Origin of the sequence: Flammeovirga pectinis (assembly GCF_003970675.1) — a bacterium.
Lineage (GTDB): Bacteria > Bacteroidota > Bacteroidia > Cytophagales > Flammeovirgaceae > Flammeovirga > Flammeovirga pectinis.
On sequence record NZ_CP034562.1, the window covers coordinates 3,303,524 to 3,327,666 of the forward strand.

Below are 24,143 nucleotides of genomic sequence, written 5' to 3' on the forward strand. Positions count from 1 at the left end.
AAAAATAGCTGTTTAGTTTGTAAACTAAACAGCTATTTTTTTTCAGCCTTTTTACGACTCTTTTTAATTTTTTTATACTCCTTTTTAAACTTCTTTGCTTCTTCTTGTAGTTTCTTTCTACCAGCAGCATAAGTTAAAATTTTAGAATAATATTTATTAGCCTCTTCGTAATTTCCTTCTTTTTTTGCATCCTTAGCTAAGGCTGCTAAAGAATAATGATAATATCCAGAACCATAATCACCAATATCTTCAACAAAATCTACAGCCCTTCCATAATAATGATCAGCAGTTTTAGAATCTGCCATATAATCTCTGTAATAAGCACCTAAATAAAATGATGCATATCTACCGCTCATTTCCTCATAGCCTAGCATACCTTCATCTACCCTATCTAATAAAGATTTACTTACCTTAAAAAGTTGTGGATACCTTCCACTATAGTAGAGTAACCTAGCATAATATCTCTGGAAATAAGGGTTATTGGGGTACTTCTCGTACAAATATTCTGAAATTTGTAAAGCTCTAATCATTTTACCACCACTAGACGAATGTACCCTCATAAGGTAATACATTGCTTCTATTCTTGTATAAAATGCTTCTTTACCACACGTTTCTAATTGTTCTATTCCTAATTCTTTATCTCCACTATCAAACATCCACAATACCGTGCGGAGCATCTTATAATTTTCTTTCAGCCATTCAACATAATAATTGTATAACCCGTCTCCGTATAATAACTCTGGAGATAGGTCTGTTTTTGGCATCTGCTTTAACTTATCAAAATAACCTAAAGCCTTTTTTACAGAATAAGCTGCACGTGTCCAATTATGCCTTTCCCCATTTAAACGCCCCTCAAAAGCCCAAGATCCGGCTAAAATAAAAACAGCTTCTTGGTTTGTTTTATCTTCTTTATGCATTTTATCAGCATAATAAATAGCAGAATCCATATAAGAAAAAAACTCTTTATCGTAATCTGTCTTTTCTAAATTAGGAACAATTTTCCACCATTGGTTTAAGCCAAGTAAAAAATAAGGGAGGGGGTGTTCAGGGTAGTGATGTTTAAGCCAATTAAACTGGCCTTCTGCAACTTTGAACTCAAAATTATACATCGCGTCAATTCCTGAAGTAATTTCTAACTGAACTGTAAGGTTCGTCATCAACATATCAACATCTTCAATTTTTGGCAAAGCAGCTTGAGCACAAACAGAATTTACTTTAAAAAGAGATCCTAAAATGATGAAGTAGATTACAAAGAAGCTACGTTTATATAATTTAATATTGAGTACGTCTAGCATAAATTATTAGTCGTTCTTTCATAACGAACAACTCAAGATATATTCTATAAACAAATAACAGACAAAATAGCCTAACTAGTTTTGTAAAATTTAAGTTTTTTTACAATCTACATTACATCTTCCAACAGAATTGAGGTGTCTAGCATTTTTTTCACTAACTCTTCAATAAACTTTTCTGTTTTATCTAAGAACTCTAAATCAGTAAATTCTCCTAAAGGCTGATCCATTTTACATGACTTTAAACCATCGGTAATTTTTCTAAAAAAGTAGAATCCAGAAGCAACACCTTTAGATAAATCAATCTGAGGTAATCCTTCTTTTTGTAACAAAAAATTGGCTCTAGTTATTTTCTTCTGAAAATTTGCGTTGCCTTTATCAAAACCTGCAGAAGTAAGTAGGTAACGATAAATAATTAATTGTAATAACTTGCCTTTATGTTCATCTTCCAATAATTCCATCCAATTTTTACACGTCAAATCTGCAGATGTATAGCCTCCCGATTTATAATCGACAACTCTAAGTTTACCATCAACAACATCTATTCTATCTGCCATTCCAGATAATCTTACTCTTACTTTTTCACCATCTATTTCCACATCAAATTGATGGTCAACAAATTTCTCAAGACCAACAACAGTTATTGCTCCTGTTTCAGAAGCTTCGATCTCTTCAATCTGATTTCTAAAATAGCGTTGTAATAAATTCTCCGCTACTGCTTTTAAAAGAAGGTTTTGTCCTCTTACCATTTCAACATTTTCTTCTTTAGCTACATCTTTTATTAGCTTCGGTATAAATGTTTTATCGTTTAATGCTTTATCAAAATCTTTTTTACGGAGAACAAATGGAGTGTCTTCGTCTTTATCAGGCAGTCCAATCATTCTTCTAAGCCCCCACTCTAAAGCCAAGTGAATCAAATTACCAAAAGTTCGATTGTCTAAATCTTCTTCGATCTCGTCTTCATCTTTTAGGCCTATTACTTTTTCATCTATAAAAGTAAGCGGGTTTCTAATAAAAGAATTTACTGCAGACGGACTTACACCTCTTTTTAATCTGTTCTTTATTCTCTCTGCAAAAATTTCTGTTTTCTGAATTGATACAGGTTCTGACATTGTTTTATCTGCTTTAGATAACAACCAAACAGAAGAATCTAAATTAATTTTACAAGAAGGATCTTCACTTAATTCTTCTTTGACTTGCAAAAGCAATCTACTCATTTCACCAGCATCGCTTCCTGAGTTCGCATCCAAATAAGCAAATGTTAGATGATCTGCCCTATGGAATAACCTATAGAATGTATAAGCAAAAGCAGCATCATTGTCTAAATAAGTTGGTAGGCCAAATTGGGTTCTTGTATCAAATGGAATAATTGCTTCTACTGTCTTCTTGATTGGTAACTTTCCTTCGTTACAAGATAAAACAAGTACATTTTTAAAATCTAATGCCCTACTTTCCAACATACCCATAATTTGTAATGGAGCAATTGGAACACCCGTAAAAGGTACTGTAGCACCACGTAACAATTCTAATAAAAGCTGCTTGAATATATAAATTGATAACTGACCGTTGTCTTGTGCAAATTGAGGTAAAGTATCTTCGAGTCTCTTTAAAATTTTATAAAACTGAACTAATAATTCTCCCTCAAAAGAGTTCTCAATACCTTCAGAAGAAGAAATACCTAGTACATCGGGATTAGCTTTTAATACATCTGCTAAGGTCGTCACTAAATCGTTTAAACTCTTTAATGCGTTACGATAATCATTTGCCCAGAAGTAAAAAACAGCTGCATATATTGGATGTTGGTCTCCCCATTCTCTTAACTTTTCTAATGGAATCCAAACCATTTGCTGCTCTGTAATTTCATTTAGAATAGAAGTTGATATTTCTTCAAACTCTTTTATTGAATTTGTATATTGAAAATACGGATGACGCAGAATATTTTGAACATCTTTAAAATAAGCACACAATACTGCTTCATCGTTTTCTCTAATTCGTTCTTGTAATTGAAATATAACTCTCAGTAAATCAAAAAGAGGTGTTTTAGAAAATGACATACCCATAGTAATGTTTGTCAGTTCTGCTAAAGTAGAACCATCTTCAAAAGTTATTGAAGGTAGCGATCTTAATAGTGCAGGTAACAATGCTTCATCGGGTAATAAAATTGCCGTATGATTTAATGTTGTTTTAAACTCTTCTCTTTTCTGAGGAGTATCTAGTAAACCTGTTAACCACTCTCCTGCAAACTTTGCTTCTCCAACCGTATTACTTATTGCTTTTAGAGATACTGACTTATTATGTGTACTCCACCAGTCTTTCTGAAAGTCTACATGTTGAGCAGCAAATCCACTTACATATCTTCTTAAATAATGTCCTGCTTCATGGTGTAATTTAAAGTAACGCTTGTCAGCATCAAAGTATGACTGTGCTTTCCCTAAATCTGTCAAGGTCTGTACAATAGATTGTTCAACCCCCGACATTTGAGAGAAACCAGCAAAAATTACTTTCTCTACTCCAAGGTATTCTATTCGCTCTTCTAGCTTATCAAATGCCTCTCTAAAAGCTAGTCCGCCATAGGCTAAACCTTGCTTCTTTAGTTCTTTTTTAAAGTCAAAATAAGTACTTGATAAGTTCTCCCAAAATTCGAGAAAATCTTGCATAGATTCTTTCTTTGACAATAACTCTTCTTTTACCTTTTCAATAGTTTCATCATCACCTAATGACGACGCCCAATGTTCTATTGCTTTTGCTTCTCTTAAATGGTCAAACATTTTATCTGCCTGATCTGCAGTCAAATTGTTATCGATCATGTTAAACTCTCTCAACAATGACTTTCCAAGAGGTGCAAACTTTTCTATTGTTATCGATTTATCCTTCTTTTTATAAAGCTTAAATAATTCGAACAATAATGTTACTGAATCCGCTTTCACTAAGTTGGACAACCTTTCTGCAAACCCTTCCATTGATAAAATTGCAGGAGCAATCGTAATTTGATCTATCACTTGACCAAAATATTGTTTAAAGTACATTCCTGCTCTTCTAGAAGGCAGTACGATAATAATTTTAGTAAAATCACCTTTATGTTCCTTGTAAACTTTTTGAGCTACTGTTTCTAGAAATGGAATTTGATAGGTTTCAGACATATTTTTAGTATGGTTTAGGTATTAAGAACAACGAAAATACAAGGAGAATAAATAATGTCATAACTAATTGAAATAATAAAGAGAAAATGACAACATTTAAGAGGCAACACCGTAAAAAATATAGATTAAAAAATAACTCTCCTATTTCATGACGTTTTCAAAGTTGCTTCTCACATTTATAGTGGTGCTTTTATCTTTCACGATAGTCCCGCTTCTAAAATTCATTGCCTTTTTATTGCAAGGTATAGGTCAAGTTATAAGTTGGGTGTTTATTAATACTCTTGCAATTATAATTGGCATCTATTTTTGGGCAAAAAAGATTCTCCAAACATCAACAAAGAATAAGACTAAAATAAGTTATCTATAAAAATAGTTTGACGTTAATTAATATTATCATTATTTTCGTCAGCTTACTTTTATGTATTTGCATTTATTTTAAGTTTTCTAAACTTTTTAGTGAAAAAACCACAAAAAAGTTACATATCTTGTTAGAAGATGAACATTCGACCGGTGTATCAACCGGTTGCAAGAAATCTTTCTGAATTTGGTGACTTACATCATAAGTTTAGATAAATAATTTATAAAAATTGCAAGTGCATTTAGAAATGTCAGAAGGACATGATTTAAATAAAAGTAAATATCAATTATATTAATAATTCACTGATATGTCACGTTTCGAACAAGATTTTAAACACCCTTACGCATACGACCCTAAGTACAAAAAACGCGTTGCTTATTTTTGTATGGAGTTTGCGATCGATCAACCTTTCAAAATTTACTCTGGTGGTTTAGGTTTCCTAGCTGGTTCGCATATGCGTTCTGCTTACGAGCTAAATCAAAACTTTATTGGAATTGGTATTCTTTGGAAATATGGTTACTACGACCAAGTTCGTAAAGGAAACCAAGAGATGGATGCTCTTTTCCAAGAAAAAATCAACAACTTCTTAGAAGACACAAACATCAAATTTACTATCGAAGTAAATGGTCATCCTGTTTGGGTAACAGCTAAATATTTACGTCCAGGCGTATTTAATACTGTTCCTATGTTCTTCTTAACAACAGACCTTCCTGAAAATGATTACTTATCGCAATCAATTTCTCACCGTCTATATGACGCTGATGCATCTGCGAAAGTAGCTCAATATATGCTTTTAGGTTTAGGTGGAGCAAAACTTCTTGATGAGTTAGAATATAACGCAGAAGTTTATCACTTTAACGAAGCACACGCATTACCAGCGTCTTTCCATTTAGCGAAAAAATTCAATGGTGATATGCAAAAAGTGAAAGAACTTTTAGTTTTCACTACGCACACACCAGAAGAAGCAGGTAACGAAAAACACGATATCCACTTCCTAAACAAGTTAGGTTACTTTAATGGTATGCCTCTTGACGAAGTTCGTAGAATCACTGGTATTGAGAATGATACTTTTGATCACTCACTTGCTTGTCTACGTTTAGCGAAAATTGCTAACGGTGTATCTAAATTACACGGTGAAGTATCTAACGATATGTGGAATAAATATGACAATATCTGTCGTATTACTTCTATTACAAATGCTCAAAACCGTACTTACTGGGCTGATGAACAACTTTACACTGCTCTTCATAAAGAAGACGATGATAAGTTATTAGACCGTAAACGTTACTTAAAATCTAAGTTATTCGAAACAGTAGCTGATCAAACTGGTAAATTAATGGACCCTAAGGTCTTGACTATTGTTTGGGCTCGTCGTTTTGCTGCATACAAACGTGCAGACTTAGTAACTAGAGATAAAGAGCGTTTCAACCGCATCATGAACAACCCTGACCGTCCAATCCAAATTATTTGGGCAGGTAAGCCTTATCCTATGGATTATGGTGCAGTTTCTATCTTCAACCAATTAGTTCACTTATCAAAAGACTATGGCAACATGGCTGTATTGGTAGGTTATGAGTTAAAATTATCTCGTAAGTTGAAGCAAGGTTCTGATGTATGGTTAAACAACCCTCGTGTACCTCGTGAGGCATCTGGTACTTCTGGAATGACTTCAGCAATGAACGGTGGTATTAACCTTTCTACTGATGATGGTTGGATACCTGAATTTGCAAACGGTGAAAACTCTTATGTTTTACCACTAGCAGATTTAAATGCACCAGTGCATGAGCAAGATGAGCAAGATATGAACAGCTTGTTAGACGTCTTAGAAAATGAAATTATCCCTACGTATTATGATCGTCCAGAAGATTGGAACGAAAGAGTGAAAAACTCTATGCGTGACGTTCTTCCTTACTTCGATGCTAACCGTATGGCATTACAGTATTATGAAAAATTATACAACGACTAAGGAATAAGTAGCCTAGGCTATTAATTTCAAAGAAATTGTTATTAATATTAAGCGAGTGTATTTCGATACGCTCGCTTTTTTTATATTCGCATCCCAATAAATTTATGCGTGTAGTTTTCAATAAATTTCTTCCGTTCAAAGGTTTTACGGCAATGGCTATTTACCCTTTAATTTTTATTAGGTCAGAATTTAAAAGCTTTCAAAATTCAGAACGCTGGGACATTCTAATTCTACATGAGAAAATTCATTTTGAACAACAAAAAGAATTACTTTTAGTGTTTTTCTACTTATGGTATATTATTGAGTATGGAATTCGATTAGTTATTCACAGAAATACATACTTAGCCTATAAAAATATCTCTTTTGAGAAAGAAGCTTATCAAAATGAGCGAGAAATGACTTATTTATCAACACGTAAAAGGTTTAGTTGGTTAAAACACCTTTAATTGTTGATAACTTTTAGTTTTAATCAATTGACAAAAAAAAGCTACCCCATTTCTGAGATAGCTTTTTATAAATAAGTTTTACCTTATTTTCTATAATTTCTTAACTGCTCCTAATTCAGGATCTCCATCTTCACGGATAATCTCGATAGAAAGAATCTTATCACCTTGGCGAATTTCATCAACTAACTCTACATTCTCGATTACTTTACCAAAACAAGTATGGTTACGATCTAAATGTGAAGTTTGTGCACGGCTATGGCAAACAAAGAATTGAGAACCACCTGTATTTCTACCAGCATGTGCCATAGAAAGAACACCACGATCGTGGTATTGGTTATCACCATCCAATTCACAAGCAATTCTATAACCTGGTCCACCAGCACCGTTACCGTTTGGGCAGCCACCTTGAATTACAAAATTAGGAAGTACTCTATGGAAGTTTAATCCATCGTAGTAGTTGTGTTCTGCTAATTCTACAAAGTTAGCTACAGTATTGGGAGCATCGTTCACATAGAACTCAACTGTCATGTCTCCTTTTGCTGTCTTAATGATTGCTTTCATATTGACTATTTTTGAATGATATAATTATTAGATGTGCAAAGGTAATAAATTATACATTTTTTTCATGATTTGGACGCAAAGGAGTGATATCTATTAATGCAGATACTACTACTGAATTACTATCATGCTCACGTTCTACTGAATTACCTTTCTCTAATAACAATAGTTTATTACCAGAATTTAAGGTTACAGTATAGGTTTCATAATATGATTTACCTTCAGAAATAGCACTTTCAATATTCTTCATTGCCTTCTTATACCTTTTTTCATCACTTTCTGTAATGAAAGTATTTAAGTCTAAAGCTTCTCCAAAGTAATTTTTCCAAACACCACTTGTTTCAACTATTTCTGTTGGTGTAGAAAAGTTTCTAAAAACAACAGAAACAGGAACCTTATCAACGCCACTTATTACACTATCGTCAAATTCTAATTCAGACGCTATACTACAAATAGCATATACTTTACCTGCTGTATTGACCATAGGGAATTTTACACATTTGTATTTTCGGCCATTGTCTCTTGTTTCTATAAAAGAAATTTCTGTTTCTTGCTCCGATATCGCTTCATCAAGCTCCCAAATAGCTTCTCCTTTTTCTTGTCCGTAAATTTCTATGTCTGTTTTACCAATTACATCAAAATCAACATTTAAGTTTTGTACAAAAGTCTGGTCTACCATAATATATTTACCAGATAAATCTTTCATGTAAACTTCCGCATCGTAAGTATCAAAGATTGCTTTTAATTGTCTTCTCGAATCTTCTAACTCAACTTCCTTCTTCTTACGGTCTGTAATATCATGTAACATTACCGTTGTACCTACTATTACACCATCATCCGAATGAATTGGGTAGTATCTCGTATCCATAATACGTCTTTCGGCACCTAATTGTAAAGTCATTTCATCCGAGAATGATTGACCTTCAAGTGCTCTCTTCGTATTATCTCTATATTTTTCTCTGTTTTCTGGACGTAGAATATCTAAAATAACAGTCTCGCCTTCAACAATTTCAACTCCTCTATTTCTAAGTGTAGATTTAATAGCATTGTTAGCTAATGTAATTACCATTTTTTGGTCCATTGCTAATACAAAATCATTTGTTACGTCTAAGAATGCTTTTAAATTCGCTTCTCTCATAGACAATAACTTTTGACTTTCAACTAGTTCTACTGTAGAAGATATATCACTTACAGCACCTGCAAATCGTTGTGCTACACCTTTGTCATTATGTCTTACGGCACCAGAAGTATGGAACCATTTGTACATACCAGATTTTAATCTAATTCTAACATCAATAGTGCTTGGTGCAATTCCTAAATGATCAGCAATTAACCCTTTAAATAGTTTAACTGCATCTTCTCTATCATCTGGATGAATATTATTAATAAATGATTCAAAATCATTATTAAGTTCACCTTCATCATAGCCTAATAATTCTTCGAATCTTGCAGACCACCAGAAAGTAGTAGACTCATCTAGTTCACCCGTTAAAAGTGCTGCATCCCAAATACCTTCTGTAGTACCTTGCAATGCTAAGTCAAAACGCTCTAAAGTTTTCTCTAACTCAACTGTTCTTTCTTTTACTTCATTTTGAAGATTCTGACGAAGACTTTCTAATTCTTTCTGTCTTCTCTCCATCTCTTCTTGCGTCGCTTGTAACTCTTCATAGTTCTGACGCATTTCTTCTTCTTGACTTTTTAAGTGATCTCGTTGCTCCTGAGAAGACAATAAAAGTTCTTTGGTTCTTTGGTTGTTCTTTGCCGTTCTTAATGTTGAAGCAATACTTTCTGCCACTTTTTCAACAAATTCTATTTCAAATTTATCAATGCCTTTAAAACTAGCAATCTCTAAAACTCCTTCTACTCCTTCGTTAACTTTTAATGGTACAATTAATACAGAACGAGGTGTTGCATCTCCTAAGCCAGAAGTAATTTCTGTATATCCTTCAGGAACATCATTAAGATAAATTGTTTCACCTAATAAATAAGATTGTCCTAAAAGCCCCTCAGCAAAACGTCCATCAATAAAAATCTTTTTATCTATAATACGTTTTCTTTCGAATGCATATGTAGCCTCAAGATTTAAATATTTTTGTTGCTCTTCATTCTCTTCAATAAAATAAAGTTCACCTTGGTTGGCCTGTAAATAGTTAACTAATTCACTAACAATAGAATTTGATAACTTACTCAGATCTTGGTTCTCTCTCAATATTTCTCCAAAATGAGCCATACCTTTTGTAATCCAGTTACGCTTCTCATCTTGATCAGAAACATCTTTCAGACGATCACGCATTTGTACTAATGCATTCCCCAACATATCATGATCACTGGCAGGTTTAAAAGTAGCTTCAAAATTACCTTCACCTATATTTAATGCAAATTTGGAGGCGCGATCTAAATTATCCCGGAGCTGATTACTTGATAAAATAATATCGTTCATCTCATCTGTGGTTTCATCAATTCTATCTCCTAAATCTCCTATTGCTAAACGGTCTAATTGATCAATTGGACGTTGCAGGGAGGTATTTAAAGTTCGAATTACTAATAGTGATGAACCTACTGCAAGAATTGCAAAGAAGGCTGTAACAAAAGCAATTGATGAATTGGCAGATTCAATATCTTCATTAATTCTCTTAACATCATCCAACATGGCTTTACGCTGTTGTAATGATAAAGGACCTAAATAATCTCGGATTTCAGCTTTAAGTGGAGAAATTGTAGTTAAAAGATATTCTACGATATATTCGTCTACTTCTGTTTTCTTTTTAAAGCTTTCTAATTTTAGACGTAGTGTGAGAGAATCGTATGCTTCTACATCTTCTTGAATAGCAGCAAAATCTGTAATGTGCTGTTCAAAATATAATTCTAAATCATCCTGACCGTGTTTATATTCTTTCAGTAAGATACCAAGGGCATCAATTGAGCGTCGGTCTTGAGAGGTTAACTGCTTTCCTAGTTCCTCTAATTTTTCTAATGCTGGTAAAATGTCGGTATCCCAAAGAGAGTTACGAGCATCTTTATAACTATCATCTTTAGTTAAAAAATACCCCCTCTGTGCAGCAGAAACTCTATCTAAACCTGCATTTATTCTTGAGGTCATAACAGTGATAGGGTTCCTTGTTTGGATAACCCTATCACCAACATCACTAACTAATTTATTTTGAAAAACAACTAGAATAGTGAATGTAATAAGTATCAAAAGGTAAGATGTGGTTAAAAGCACATTTCTACCTTGAATGGTTCTGAAACTAAAATATCGTGTTAATTGACGTTTTAGTATATCTGTATCAATTTTTTTCTTCATTGAGAAGTCTATTTTCTGCTTTAAGACGTAGAACGTTAGCAGAAAACTAACCCTCTACAAATCAAGAATTTGAGCCACGAGAAGTCATACCTTCTTGATAACATTTCCGACACCTTGCTTCATAAGAATCTGTTTCACCTAATAAAACTTGTTCTTCTGATGCCGTTAGTCTGTAAGAGTACAATGCAGGCTCACCACAATTAACACAAATAGCGTGCAATTTTGTTACATATTCTGCAATTGCCATTAATTGTGGCATTGGTTCGAAAGGTTTTCCTTGAAAATCCATATCTAAACCGCAAACAAGAATACGATGACCAGCATTAGCCAACTCTACACAAACATCTACCAAAGTGTTATCGAAAAATTGTGCCTCGTCAATAGCTATAACTTCATTTTCGCTAACATATTGTGTAATTTCCCTTGCAGTCTTCACTGGAGTTGAAATTATTGAGTTTGCATTGTGCGAAACAACATTTTCTTCGTGGTAACGGGTATCTACTGCAGGTTTAAAAATATGAACAACTTGCTTAGCAATTGTAGCTCTGTTTACTCGACGAATTAACTCTTCAGTTTTGCCAGAGAACATTGAGCCACACACTACTTCAATCCATCCAATTCTTTTTTCTTCAGTACGGTCTTGAAATCTAGGTTCTACAAACATGATAATTATTAAATTTACTCGGGGGCAAAGATAGTATTTTGATTGCTTTAAAACATATAAAGATTAGAAATGCTTTTGTAGATATTGTTAACTTTGCATTGTATAGAAAAATAAAAACAAATAATGTCAAATAAAGAAAAAGTCTTAATAGTTGTAGTTGGTCCTACTGCTGTTGGAAAAACAGATTTTTGTGTTCAACTGGCTAAAAAATTAGCTACTGAAGTTGTATATGCTGACTCTAGACAATTTTTTAAGGAGATGCAAATTGGTACTGCTCGCCCAACTGTAGAAGAGATGCTAAATGTACCACATTATTTTGTTGGACATCTATCTATAAAAGATGAATATAGCTTTGGACATTATGAAAAAGATGCGTTAAAATTATTAGATCATCTTTTCTTAAAACATGACTTTGTAATTTTATCTGGAGGCTCTGGAATGTATGTTGATGCCGTTACAAAAGGTATTGATCCTATGCCTACAAGTAATGATGAGATTAGAGCTCATTTAAATCAAAGACATAAAGACGAAGGATTAGCTCCTTTACTAAAAGAACTTGAAATAAAAGATCCTGAATATTATCAAAAAGTTGATAGAGCAAATTATCAACGTGTTATCAGAGCATTAGAGGTGATAGAAATTACTGGTGAGAAATATTCATCACAAAGAAAAGAATATGTTGCTGAACGTTCTTTCAAAATTTTAAAATTAGGATTAGACAGAGATAGACAAGAACTCTATGATCGTATTAATTTAAGAATGGACTTGATGCTTGATAATGGACTTTTAAAAGAAGTTGAAAGCTTACTACCTTATAAAGATAAAAATGCCTTACAAACTGTAGGCTATAAAGAAATATTTGATTTTTGGGACGGAAAACATGATTGGGATACGGCTGTTGAGCTACTAAAAAGAAATAGTAGAAGATATGCTAAAAAACAATTAAGTTGGTTTAGAAGAGATGCATCTACCCATTGGATTAACCCTTCTGAATTGGATAAAGCCCTAGAAATAATTAAAAACTTTGATTAACCTAAACTATGTCAGATATATTTAACAAAGAAGGCGACACCTTATCAACCCTTTTTAATGCTGCATCACAAGGGATAGTAATATGTAATAGAAAAGGGAAAATAATAGCTATTAACCCAATGGCTGTAGCTATTTTTGGATACGAAGGTGATGAACTTATCGATGCAGACTTAGAAACTCTTTTACCAGATTCTTTAAAAAAATCGCATAAAGAATTAAGAGATAATTATATTAAAGACCCTAAAACCAGACCAATGGGATTAGGGAAAGAATTTATTGCTCAAAAAAAGAATGGTACTGTTTTTTATGTTGAAGTAAGCATTAGCCATCTTCAAATCGAAAATGAATTTCATGTCGCCGCTTTTGTGCATGATATTTCTAAAAGAAAAGAAATTGAACTACAAGTATTAGAACAAAGACAACTTTTAGAATATTATGCGGATTATGCTCCTGCTGCTATTGCAATGCTAGATAGGGATTATAATTATTTAGTTGCAAGTAATAGATGGAGTCAGACTCTTTTTACTAAATCTTCTGATATTATTGGTTCAAACCTTGCTGGAACAACTAAATTTAAGCCAGAATGGTACGAGATTTTTGATCACGTATTAAAGGGTGAAAAGTCTGGTACTAAACTAGATTATATTCAACGAAAAGATAATCAAAACATATGGATTGAATGGGAAGCACACCCTTGGTACAACAATGATCAAGAAATCAGTGGTATCATTCTATTTGCAGAAGATGTAACGGAAAGAATTGAAAATGAAAGCAAGGTAAAACAATACATGCAAGAGCTCATTTTAAAAAATAGAGAACTTGAAGATTTTGCTTATGTAAGCTCTCATGACTTGCAAGAACCTCTAAGGAAAATTAGAGCATTTGGCGACAGGTTACAGAGAAAAGAAAAAGACAACCTTTCTGAAAAAGGACAAGATTATATAGATAGAATGCTGAACTCTGCTGAGCGAATGCAACAACTTATCTCTGACCTTCTCCGTTTTTCTAGAATCTCTTCTAAAGCAAAACCATTTGTATCTATAGACTTAAATAATGTGTTAACGGATGTTATTTCCGATCTTGAAATTGCAATTAATGAATCTGGTGCAGATCTTCGTACTGTTGAATTACCAACAATAAAAGGTGATGAGACACAAATGAGACAATTGTTCCAGAATTTAATCTCAAATGCTATTAAATTTAGGAAAAGTGATCAGCACCCTATCATTTCAATTAACTTAGAAAAAAATCAAAGTAAACAGAACGAAATTTCCATTATTTTTAAAGACAATGGAATTGGTTTTGATGAAAAATATAATGAGCGAATTTTTCAAATTTTCCAACGCTTAGAAGGACGAAAATATGATGGCTCTGGTATTGGACTCGCAATTTGCAAAAAAATTGCTCAACGACATGGTGGTGATATTACTGCCAAAAGTGAAAAGGGTGCTGGTGCAGAATTTACGGTTAAGTTACGAATAGATATGGAGGAGGATTAAGACTAATCTCTAACATTTAATTTTTTAATAAAATAAATATAATGTCATTATCAGATTATCCTATGACAATACTTTACGCAGATGACGATCCAGAAGATCGGATGCTCACACAAGAAGCATTCGAGGAGAGTAAACTTGCATCTAACTTAATATTTGTAGAAGACGGTGAGGAACTTATGGAGTATTTAAATCACAAAGGAAAATTTAGTGATACAGAAAAATACCCAAGACCAGACCTTATTCTTTTAGATTTAAATATGCCTAAAAAAGATGGCAGAGAATGTTTAAAAGAAATTAAATTAGATGAATCTTTAAAAAAGATACCTGTTGTTGTATTAACAACATCTAATGATGAAGAAGATGTGCTAAAAACTTATAACTTAGGGGTTAGCTCATTTATTACAAAACCTGTAACCTTTGATTCAATGGTTGACATTGTTAAATCATTAAATCAATATTGGTTTCAAATAGTGCGATTACCGAATTAATTAATTAATAATATGCCTTTTTCGAATAAATTAGATCAACCACATATGGTCGTCAGAGTACTACTGATTGACGATGATGAGGATGATTATATCATTACAGAAGATATTCTGGATGATATCCCCTATCGAAACTATGAACTGGATTGGGTGTCTAATTTTGATGATGCTATTTCTATCATCAATCATGGTGTACATGATGTTTACATTGTTGATTATCTACTTGGAGCTAAAAGTGGCTTAGATCTAATAATAGAAGCCTTAAAAGACAGTAAACACAAGCCTTTTATCCTTCTTACTGGACAAGGAGATGTTAGGGTTGATGAAAAAGCAATGACTGTTGGTGCTTCAGATTATTTAGTGAAAGGTCAGATGACGCCCCAACAATTAGAGAGGGCTATTAGGCACAGTATTCTACACAGTAGGCACTTAAACCATATTAGTGAGCTGAACGAAAAGTTAGAGCAAAGAGTACAAGACCGTACAAGGCAGTTAGATAAAGCTATTAAAACTTTACAACGTTCTAACGAAGATCTTGAGTTACAAATAAGCGAAAGGAAAAAAGCTGAAGAAGAACTCTTAAAGAGTCAGGCTATTTATAAAATAATTGCTCATAACTTCCCTTATGGTATCATTGCCGTTTTAGATGAAAATCTAAAATATTTATTTGCTGATGGAACAGGATTTAAAGAATTAGAGCTTGATGCCCATAAAATTATTGGTGCTCAATTTTTTCAATTTCTTAGAAAGAATGATCCTAGTAAAGCAAAAGAATATGATGCAAGATTTGAACTTGCTAAGTCTGTAATTGATTCTGGTGAAGAACAGATTTTTGATTTTGATTATAAGGACCTCAATTATTCTGTAATTGTTGTTCCAATTAAGAATAGTAGAAAGCAAACAAAACAAGTTTTAGTGGTAATGCTAAACATTACACAGCAACGTAAAGCTGAATCTGAAATTAAAAAATCTTTACAAAAAGAACGTGAGTTAAGTGAGTTAAAAAGTAGGTTTGTTTCTATGGCATCGCATGAGTTTAGAACACCTCTAAGCACAATAATGTCGTCGGTTTCTTTAATTTCTAGGTATACTTCTGAAGAATATCACGAAAAAAGGAATAAACATATCAAACGTATCAAATCAAGCGTTAACAATCTTACACAAATCTTGAATGATTTCCTTTCTATTAGTAAATTAGAGGAAGGAAAATCATTGGTACACAAATCAACTATAAAAGTTGATAATTTTATTGAAGGGTTATGTGATGAAATGTCTCCTGTTAAAAAGCAAGGACAAAAAATCATTATAAAACACACTGGCGATATGTTGATAAAAACAGATTCTCAGATTCTTAAAAATATTATTATCAACTTACTTTCAAATGCTATAAAATATTCCGGACACGGAAGTAAAATATGGGTTGATAGCTGTATAGATGAAAAAAATCTGTTGATAACAATTAAAGACGAAGGAATGGGAATTCCTGAAAAAGATCAGGTACATTTATTTGATCGTTTCTTTAGAGCTGAAAATGCAATGAATATTCAAGGTACTGGCCTTGGATTGAATATAGTTAACAAATATCTTGAAATGCTTCATGGGAAAATATCTTTTGAGAGTATTGAAGATAAAGGCACAACATTCTCAATTACAATACCGAAAAAAATAATATTAGATGAAAAAGATACTACTCATAGAGGATAATCCTGAAATGCGCGAAAACACTTCAGAAATACTTGAGCTTTCAAATTATGATGTTATAACAGCCGAAAACGGTAAAGTAGGTATTGAAAGAGCAAGAGCGAAACAACCTGATTTGATTATTTGTGATATCATGATGCCTGAACTTGATGGTTACGGTGTTCTTTTTGCATTAAGCAAAGACCCTAATACAGCAAGTATTCCATTTATTTTCTTAACTGCAAAAGCAGAAAAATCAGATTTTAGAAGAGGAATGAGCCACGGTGCTGATGACTATATTTCTAAACCTTTTGATGACGTTGAACTTTTAGATGCTATTGAAAGCCGTTTAAAGAAAAGTGACATCGTAAGAAAACACTATGAACAATCTCCTGAAGGGTTTGATTCTTTTATTAGTGATGCGAGAGGCATGAATAACTTGGATAAACTTTCTGAAAATAGAAAAACACGTTCTTACAAAAAGAAAAGTGTTCTTTTTTATGAAGGAGACCATCCAAATGCTTTATTACAAATAGTAAGTGGTAAAGTAAAAACATATAAAACAAACGAAGACGGAAAAGAATACATTACAGGTATTCATGGCCCTGGAGAATTCCTTGGCTATGTTGCTTTATTAAAAGATGTACCTTACCCAGAATCTGCAATGGTTTTAGAGGAATGTGAAATCACTTTAATCCCTAAAGAAGATTTCTTCTCATTAATACACAGCAATAGAGACGTTTCTCATTCATTCATCAAATTATTAACTAAAGAGGTGATTGAACAAGAAGAAAAACTATTAAAACTTGCTTATGGATCTGTAAGACAACGTGTTGCAGAAGTCTTACTCCAATTAGACAAACGCTATCAACAAGGTCCTAACGAAAGAATGTCTATCACTAGAGATGATTTGGCTAAAATTGTTGGTACAGCAAAAGAAACTTTAATTCGTACTTTATCAGATTTTAAAGATGAAAAGTTAATAGAAATTAAAGATAAAAACATTACAATTATTGATTTAGCTAAGCTAGAACGCCTAAGTCATTAATTCAAAATACTCAGAATTATCCGGAGCCTGCAATCTATTTTGCAGGCTTTTTTTTTGAATCCTTTTTTTTAAACATTACTGCTTTATCTTTGTATACACAAAAACACTACTAACCATTACTACAGGTTAGATATAACTACTATGAAAACTAATTGTGTTTTTGTATATTCATGTATTAAGATGGAAATATTTAAGACAACCATCTTTCTAAAGACACTCTATTTGTGGATTCAATTATTTTGACTTGTATTGTCAGATAATCTATTTATAAAATATTATATGGCTAGTACTAAGGTACAAACACAGTTAAAGGATAAATTAAAAGAAGTATTTGGATATAATCAGTTCAGAGGTGATCAAGAAGTGATTATTCAGCATATTCTTGATAGAAAGAATACTTTTGTAATTATGCCTACAGGTGCAGGTAAATCATTATGCTACCAGCTACCTGCTCTTATGCAAGAAGGGACAGCCATTGTTATTTCTCCTCTGATAGCTTTAATGAAAAATCAGGTGGACCAATTACAAGCACTTGGCGTGGATGCTAGTTTTTTGAACTCTACTTTAAGTAAAAGTGAATCCAATCGTGTTAAAAAAGAAACACTTGAAGGGAAAACTAAACTACTTTATGTAGCTCCAGAATCATTAACTAAAGAAGATAATATAAAACTACTTCGAAAATCAAATATTTCATTTATTGCGATAGATGAAGCACATTGTATTTCGGAATGGGGCCATGATTTTAGGCCTGAATATAGAAGAATAAAGCAAATTATAGAAGCTATTGGTGATCTACCAATTATTGCTCTTACAGCAACTGCTACTCCTAAGGTTAGGGCTGATATTCAGAAGAATCTTAAGATGGAAGATGCTAATATATTTTTATCATCTTTCCATAGAGATAACTTATTCTATGAGATTCTACCCAAAACAGAGCCTAAAGTTCAACTGATTCGTTTTATTAGAAATCATCAGAACAAATCTGGTATTATCTATTGTCTCAGTCGTAAAAAGGTAGAAGAAGTTGCAGAGTTTCTTCGTATAAATGGCGTAAATGCTTTGCCCTACCATGCAGGCATGGACTCTGGACAAAGAATGGGAAATCAAGATGCATTTCTTAACGAAGATTGCGATGTAATTGTAGCAACAATTGCCTTCGGTATGGGTATTGATAAACCCGATGTTCGTTTTGTAATTCACTACGATGCTCCTAAATCTTTAGAAGGTTACTACCAAGAAACTGGTCGTGCCGGAAGAGATGGGTTAGAATCTTTCTGTATGATGCTTTTTAGTGAAAGTGATATAGCTAAACTAGAAAAATTCCATAAAGACAAATCTGTTACAGAAAGAGAAAATGTTCATATTCTATTACAAGAAATGAGTTATTATGCTCATTCATCTGTTTGTAGAACTCGTCAGCTACTCCATTATTTTGGAGAAGATGTAGAACACAACTGTAACCATTGCGATAACTGTAAAACTAAACACGCATCTTTTAACGCAAAAGATCAGATTCTTTTAGCACTTAAAACTGTAGAAGAAACTTCATCAAGATTTGGTATAGAACACATTTGTAATGTACTTACTGGTACTAAATCTGATTATGTAGAAAGTTATAACCATACAGAAATAAGCACTTTTGGTAAAGGAAGCGAATTTGATAATCTACACTGGGAGTCTATTATTAGACAATCAATGATTAACAGTTTCTTGTCAAAAGATGTTGAAAATGTTACTTTAATTAAGGTAACTGAAAAAGGCAAAAAGTATCAGAAAGAACCGTATGATTTAGCTTATACGCAAGATTATCAGTGGCCATCAGAATTAGAAGCTCTAAACGAAGAAGCTGTTGTAACTAACACTTTTGATAAAGAGTTATTCGATATTTTAAAAGCGAAAAGGAAAAAAGTTGCAAACCAGAAAGGAATACCTCCTTATGCTATTTTCCAAGAGCCTTCTTTAGAAGAAATGGCTACTACTTATCCTACATCTCAGGAAGAATTAATGCAAATTAATGGTGTTGGTGCTGGTAAAGCTAAAAAATTTGGTAAACCTTTTATTGATATTATTGCTGACTTTGTTGAGAAAAATGAAATTACAACAGCAAAAGATGTTGTTGTAAAATCTACTGTCAATAAGTCAAAATCAAAAATATCTATCATACTTCAGATCGACCGAAAACAAGACATTGAAGACATAGCAGAATCTTTAAAGATTTCTTTCGATGATGTTCTTGATGAAATTGAAAATATATGTGATTCTGGTACCAAATTAAATCTTGATTATTATATAGATACGATCATGGATGATGAAAGAATGGATGAAATTTATGAATATTTCATGCAAGCTGAATCAGATGATTTAGACGTAGCTTATGATGAACTAGATGAAGAAATTGGTGAAGATGAAATTAGATTAATTCGCGTTAAATTCTTATCGGAAGTTGCGAACTAATTATTAATACACACTTTATATTAATGGGTTATTTGATTTAATTATCAAGTAACCCATTTTCTTTTTAAGACCTCCAATATTCAAAAGTACAGTCTCTTAGAACTCATATATTACTATAAAACACCTGCATTTAAACACTAGATTTAGTATTTTAATTTCTATCAATCTTAACAAATGTATTATTTATTAGCATTGGTATAAATGGATACATTATGGTTAATATTTTACTGTTACATTTGTTGATATAAAGGGCTTATCAAAATTAAAAAAATGAATACAACTAAACTAAGTACTAAAAGTATATTACCACTTACCTGTTCTAGATCAGGATCTTGTTGTTTTGGCAAAGCGGTAATGCTTAACCCATGGGAATTACTAAGTTTCAGTAAAGAGAAAAAAATTACAGCTAAAGAATTTCGTAATCTTTACTGTGAGTTTGGTGGTATTCGATTAATCTTTAATGGTAAGGCTGATAAAAAAGGGCAAAAAGCATGTAGTCAATATGTAGATAATTTTGGATGTAGTGTTCACTTAGGTCGCCCATTAGCTTGTCGCCTTTATCCATTAGGTAGACAAATTCAATTTGATAAGGCTCACTATATTTATGAAGGAAAACAATTTCCTTGTTTAACAGATTGTGCTGAAGTTCTAGATTTACCTCAACTTAGTGTAGGTGAATATTTAAAAGGGCAAAAAGCAGAACCATTTGAAATTGCTCAAGATGAATATTTAAAAGTAATGCAAAGTATTGCTGATATTGGGTTCGAACTACTCTTAGATACAGGGTTAGCTGCATCAGGAGACACAAAAACATTAGCAGCTTGGCGAACAATAGGCAATGAAAAGCCTGAGGTATTAGCCCAAAGAATAGGCTCTGAATGGTTAGACTATTTGATGATTCCACAAATAACAGATGAAAGTAATGACCCCGTTACCTTTGCTCAAAAACACAATGACTTACTACTAGATAAAATACAAGAGCAATTTGGAGGTCTAGAAACCTTTCAAGAAGTACACGAGGCTTCTGTCCTTTTAATTGCCGTGGCCTTACACCTATCAAGAGGATTGGGTGCAGATACAAAAGGAATTGCAGAACATTGGATAGAAACAGCAAAAAGCCATGGTGCTAAAGAGTAATATTCTATAGATAAAACCATAATGGTAATTTTGAGGAAGTCTTTATTTATTAAAAATTTTACTTTTACTCCATAACTATCAAACAATTATGGAATACAAAAGACGTTTTTTTTGGCTACTCTTACTTACAGTATCTTACTCGGCTATGGGGCAAATCAATCCTGTATCCGACCCTGAAAACTCGCAAAAGTGGGTATTAAATAAATGGGTAAGCGATGAATTTAATGGATCCGAATTAAATAAAACAAAATGGTGGATTCTTGGTGAAAATAATGACTATAGGAACAAGTGGAAAGGTCGTGCTCCAGGCCAGTTTGCTCCTCAAAATGTAAAAGTGGAAGGAGGAAAATTAATTCTAACAAGTCAATGGGAACCCTCATTTTTATTTGCCAACGAAACAAATGATGGCTATTACTATGGAGGTTCTGCTACAGCGGCAGACCTTTCAAGTCCAATTACACAAGCATGTGTAATGAGTGAAACTTTTTTCCAATACGGCTATATGGAAATTAAATGTAAAATAGCTGACGCTCCTGTAACTTCCGCATTTTGGACTACTGGCTATCACAGTGAAATCGATATGGTTGAAAACTATGGAAAACGGCCCATTGGTAATCCAGAAAACCGACCTACAGATTTAGAAAATAAATATAGAACCAACTTAATTAGTTGGGATCCTGACCAACCTGAAGACCATAAAGACTGGAAAGTTGAAAAAGTAATGGATGTTAGAATGGCAGCTGATTACTATATTTTTGGTTTTGAATGGGATAAAGAATATGTAAAAACCTATTTTAATGGTCAACTAATTCAATCTGCTACAAGAGAAGAATTAGAAGCTAAAAACCAATGGAAACACGATTATCCTCAAGAAATATGGTTCGATTCAGAAGTTTTTAGATGGTACGGTTTACCTACACAACAAGATTTAACAACTCCTGCAGAATTTTTGATTGATTATGTAAGAATATGGCAAAAAGAAGAAACTAAATCTTTTTTCGATGCACTTAGCTTTGAAGGACCGTTTTACTTTAATGGGAGAAGTATTAATTGGTGGTCTGGTAAGAATTCTTATTGGAGAATGAAAAGTGATAAAGCACTAACAGGAGACTTTAGTTTACGCTTTCAACATGAAGCTCCATTTAATGGTGATTATTCCATCTTTTCACCTTATGGGTCTATAGATCTTCCTGAAGGGGCAAATTCAATTGCTTTTTCTATATGGATAGATGAATCTACATCCGTTGATGAGTTAGATATTATTCTAAATAAACCATTCACTACAGTTACTATTGATATTAGTAATGTAGAAAAAGGAAAATGGATAAAAATTGAAACTCCTTTTAGCAGATCATCATCATCTGATACAAATATTATCAATGGAGATAGATTACAGATAAAACTTAAATCCTCTAATATTAAAAGTAATACTGCTTTAATCTATATTGATGATATTGCTTTCAAAGCTTCTAATAATGGAGCTACACCCGAGTACCCTTTCCCTGATGATACTTACCCTGAACAAGAATATCCAGATAGCGATATTCCAACAGGTATTAATGATATAAACAAAGTTAATTGGGATATCTACCCTAATCCAACTTCTACTACTTTTACAGTAAAATCAATTCTTAATGGTAGTATTAAAATATATAATTCAACAGGAGTATTAATTCAGACAATCTCAAAAAACAATCAAGACGTTATTGTACCAATACAAGGTTTTACTAAAGGAATCTACTATGTAGTTTTCGAAACGATAGAACATGTAGTAACACGTAGATTAATTATAGAATAAATACATGCTAGGTTCTAAATTTCATCTTAATTAAATTATTTTTCTAAAGAAGTGAGGCTCAATAAAAAATTATAGGGCCTCACTTTTTTATACTTATCTAAAATTACTGGTTATTATTGATTGTAGTAATGTGAAAAAGTAGTTTATTTACTATCTATCAAACATTTAACTCCAAATGTCTACATTTAGCATTGCCATAATTTCTATAATTGTACTAACAGGATTATTCCTATTTACAGCCTGTATGCCTTTTAGTGGCCCCGTAAATAAAACGCTTTCTGACAGCTACTATTACAACCGAACTAAAGATGCTATTCATTATAGCCCTATGGGAAATTGGTTTGAACTTGGGAATACAAAAATGAATGCTGATGTTGGAACCTTTGAAGTGCTTAGTCAAAAATATGGGAAGGATAAAAACAACATCTATTTCAAAAGCATCGCAATTACAAATGAGGTTGACTATAGTTCATTCCGTGTTCAAGAACATTTAGTTTATGATAAAAACAATGTCTATATACCTTTTGATGACCTTAGGTTAAATTCCACGTACAGTAATGACTCTTCAAAACAGCTACTAGAAATTAAAGGAGCCAATCCTTCTACTTTCGAAAATATAGATTATAACTGGAACAAAGATGACAAACTCTTTTTCTATAATTACCTGCCTGTTGATGTAGATTATGCAACTTTTCAAATTCTTAATGAGGTAGGTAGTAAAGATAAAAATAACGTTTACTTACATAAGGACAATGAAATAATAATTTCTGTAATAGATATAGAGAGTGTTAAAGCTATTGATGATCATTATTTAGTTGATAAAGACAATGTCTATTCGTTTAAAGGATGGATAGAAAATTCCGAGGATGCATTAACTATTTTACCTATTATAAACTCAAAAACATTGAAGGTTTTAGAATATGACTATCTTCTTGTAGATGATAAGGTATATCATGAAAATATATTGATACCAAATGCAGACAGAGCGTCTTTTAAATTTTGGAATAATACCTTTTACGGTTCCGATAAAAACACTATTTATTATTTAGGTACTCCAATAGTAGGAGTTGATTTAGCTACTTTCTTTGTATATAAATACCAGGCGTATAGCAAGGATAAAAACAATGCATATTACGAAGGCAATAAAATAGAAGGGGTTGATTTAGCTACTTTTGGACCTAAAGATGAAGATGGAATTGGTTTATTTAAAGACAAAAACAACACCTACAGAGGTAATGAAATTGTAAATGATTAATAGCTAATTATAACTCGCTCTTAAGAA

General features: G+C 32.6%; 16 protein-coding genes. 11 read left to right on the forward strand and 5 right to left on the reverse strand.

Annotation, left to right across the window (positions count from 1 at the left end; all coding sequences use genetic code 11):
• Positions 1-32: 32 nt before the first annotated feature.
• Together EI427_RS13285 and EI427_RS13290 are read right to left on the reverse strand one after the other, a co-directional pair.
• Positions 33-1,295: a tol-pal system protein YbgF gene (locus tag EI427_RS13285; protein WP_126615414.1), complete on the reverse strand. Its 1,263-nt coding sequence runs from the start codon at positions 1,293-1,295 to the stop codon at positions 33-35.
• 107 nt (positions 1,296-1,402) lie between these two features.
• Complete coding sequence (locus EI427_RS13290) at positions 1,403-4,432, reverse strand: PD-(D/E)XK nuclease family protein (RefSeq protein WP_126615416.1); 3,030 nt, start codon at positions 4,430-4,432, stop codon at positions 1,403-1,405.
• 665 nt (positions 4,433-5,097) lie between these two features.
• Between EI427_RS13290 and glgP the strand changes: the two genes are divergently transcribed.
• Positions 5,098-6,756 (forward strand): alpha-glucan family phosphorylase, encoded by a 1,659-nt coding sequence (glgP, locus tag EI427_RS13295; RefSeq protein WP_126615418.1) that lies wholly within the window; start codon positions 5,098-5,100, stop codon positions 6,754-6,756.
• 104 nt (positions 6,757-6,860) lie between these two features.
• Complete coding sequence (locus tag EI427_RS13300) at positions 6,861-7,202, forward strand: hypothetical protein (protein ID WP_126615420.1); 342 nt, start codon at positions 6,861-6,863, stop codon at positions 7,200-7,202.
• A 90-nt stretch (positions 7,203-7,292) separates the two neighbouring features.
• Here EI427_RS13300 and EI427_RS13305 read toward each other — a convergent pair whose 3' ends face one another.
• From EI427_RS13305 to EI427_RS13315, 3 genes are all read right to left on the reverse strand, one after another.
• A complete protein-coding gene (locus EI427_RS13305; RefSeq protein WP_126615422.1) occupies positions 7,293-7,763 on the reverse strand; it encodes a peptidylprolyl isomerase in 471 nt (156 codons plus the stop codon).
• A gap of 49 nt (positions 7,764-7,812) precedes the next feature.
• A complete protein-coding gene (locus EI427_RS13310; RefSeq protein WP_126615424.1) occupies positions 7,813-11,064 on the reverse strand; it encodes a PAS domain-containing protein in 3,252 nt (1,083 codons plus the stop codon).
• Between the two features lie 61 nt (positions 11,065-11,125).
• A complete protein-coding gene (locus EI427_RS13315; protein ID WP_126615426.1) occupies positions 11,126-11,728 on the reverse strand; it encodes a thymidine kinase in 603 nt (200 codons plus the stop codon).
• Between the two features lie 123 nt (positions 11,729-11,851).
• On the opposite strand from EI427_RS13315, the gene miaA reads away from it, so the two are divergent.
• The 9 genes from miaA to EI427_RS13360 all read left to right on the forward strand — a co-directional run bounded on the left by miaA (position 11,852) and on the right by EI427_RS13360 (position 24,116).
• Positions 11,852-12,760, forward strand: a complete 909-nt coding sequence (gene miaA, locus EI427_RS13320) for a tRNA (adenosine(37)-N6)-dimethylallyltransferase MiaA (RefSeq protein ID WP_126615428.1) — start codon at positions 11,852-11,854, stop codon at positions 12,758-12,760.
• 8 nt (positions 12,761-12,768) lie between these two features.
• Positions 12,769-14,259 carry a PAS domain-containing sensor histidine kinase gene (locus EI427_RS13325; protein ID WP_126615429.1) on the forward strand — a complete coding sequence of 497 codons (1,491 nt, stop codon included), beginning with the start codon at positions 12,769-12,771 and terminating at the stop codon, positions 14,257-14,259.
• Positions 14,260-14,300: 41 nt separating this feature from the next.
• Entirely contained in the window at positions 14,301-14,747 is a 447-nt protein-coding gene (locus EI427_RS13330) for a response regulator (RefSeq protein ID WP_240655304.1), read from the forward strand.
• Positions 14,748-14,759: 12 nt separating this feature from the next.
• Positions 14,760-16,448 carry a sensor histidine kinase gene (locus EI427_RS13335; RefSeq protein ID WP_126615433.1) on the forward strand — a complete coding sequence of 563 codons (1,689 nt, stop codon included), beginning with the start codon at positions 14,760-14,762 and terminating at the stop codon, positions 16,446-16,448.
• Positions 16,420-17,472, forward strand: a complete 1,053-nt coding sequence (locus tag EI427_RS13340) for a response regulator (RefSeq protein ID WP_126615435.1) — start codon at positions 16,420-16,422, stop codon at positions 17,470-17,472. Before EI427_RS13335 ends, EI427_RS13340 begins: the two co-directional genes overlap by 29 nt.
• A gap of 279 nt (positions 17,473-17,751) precedes the next feature.
• Positions 17,752-19,926 (forward strand): DNA helicase RecQ, encoded by a 2,175-nt coding sequence (recQ, locus tag EI427_RS13345; protein ID WP_126615437.1) that lies wholly within the window; start codon positions 17,752-17,754, stop codon positions 19,924-19,926.
• A 270-nt stretch (positions 19,927-20,196) separates the two neighbouring features.
• Positions 20,197-21,063 carry a YkgJ family cysteine cluster protein gene (locus EI427_RS13350; protein WP_126615439.1) on the forward strand — a complete coding sequence of 289 codons (867 nt, stop codon included), beginning with the start codon at positions 20,197-20,199 and terminating at the stop codon, positions 21,061-21,063.
• A gap of 88 nt (positions 21,064-21,151) precedes the next feature.
• Positions 21,152-22,861 carry a T9SS type A sorting domain-containing protein gene (locus EI427_RS13355; protein WP_126615441.1) on the forward strand — a complete coding sequence of 570 codons (1,710 nt, stop codon included), beginning with the start codon at positions 21,152-21,154 and terminating at the stop codon, positions 22,859-22,861.
• Between the two features lie 175 nt (positions 22,862-23,036).
• Entirely contained in the window at positions 23,037-24,116 is a 1,080-nt protein-coding gene (locus EI427_RS13360; protein WP_126615443.1) for a DKNYY domain-containing protein, read from the forward strand.
• Positions 24,117-24,143: the final 27 nt, after the last annotated feature.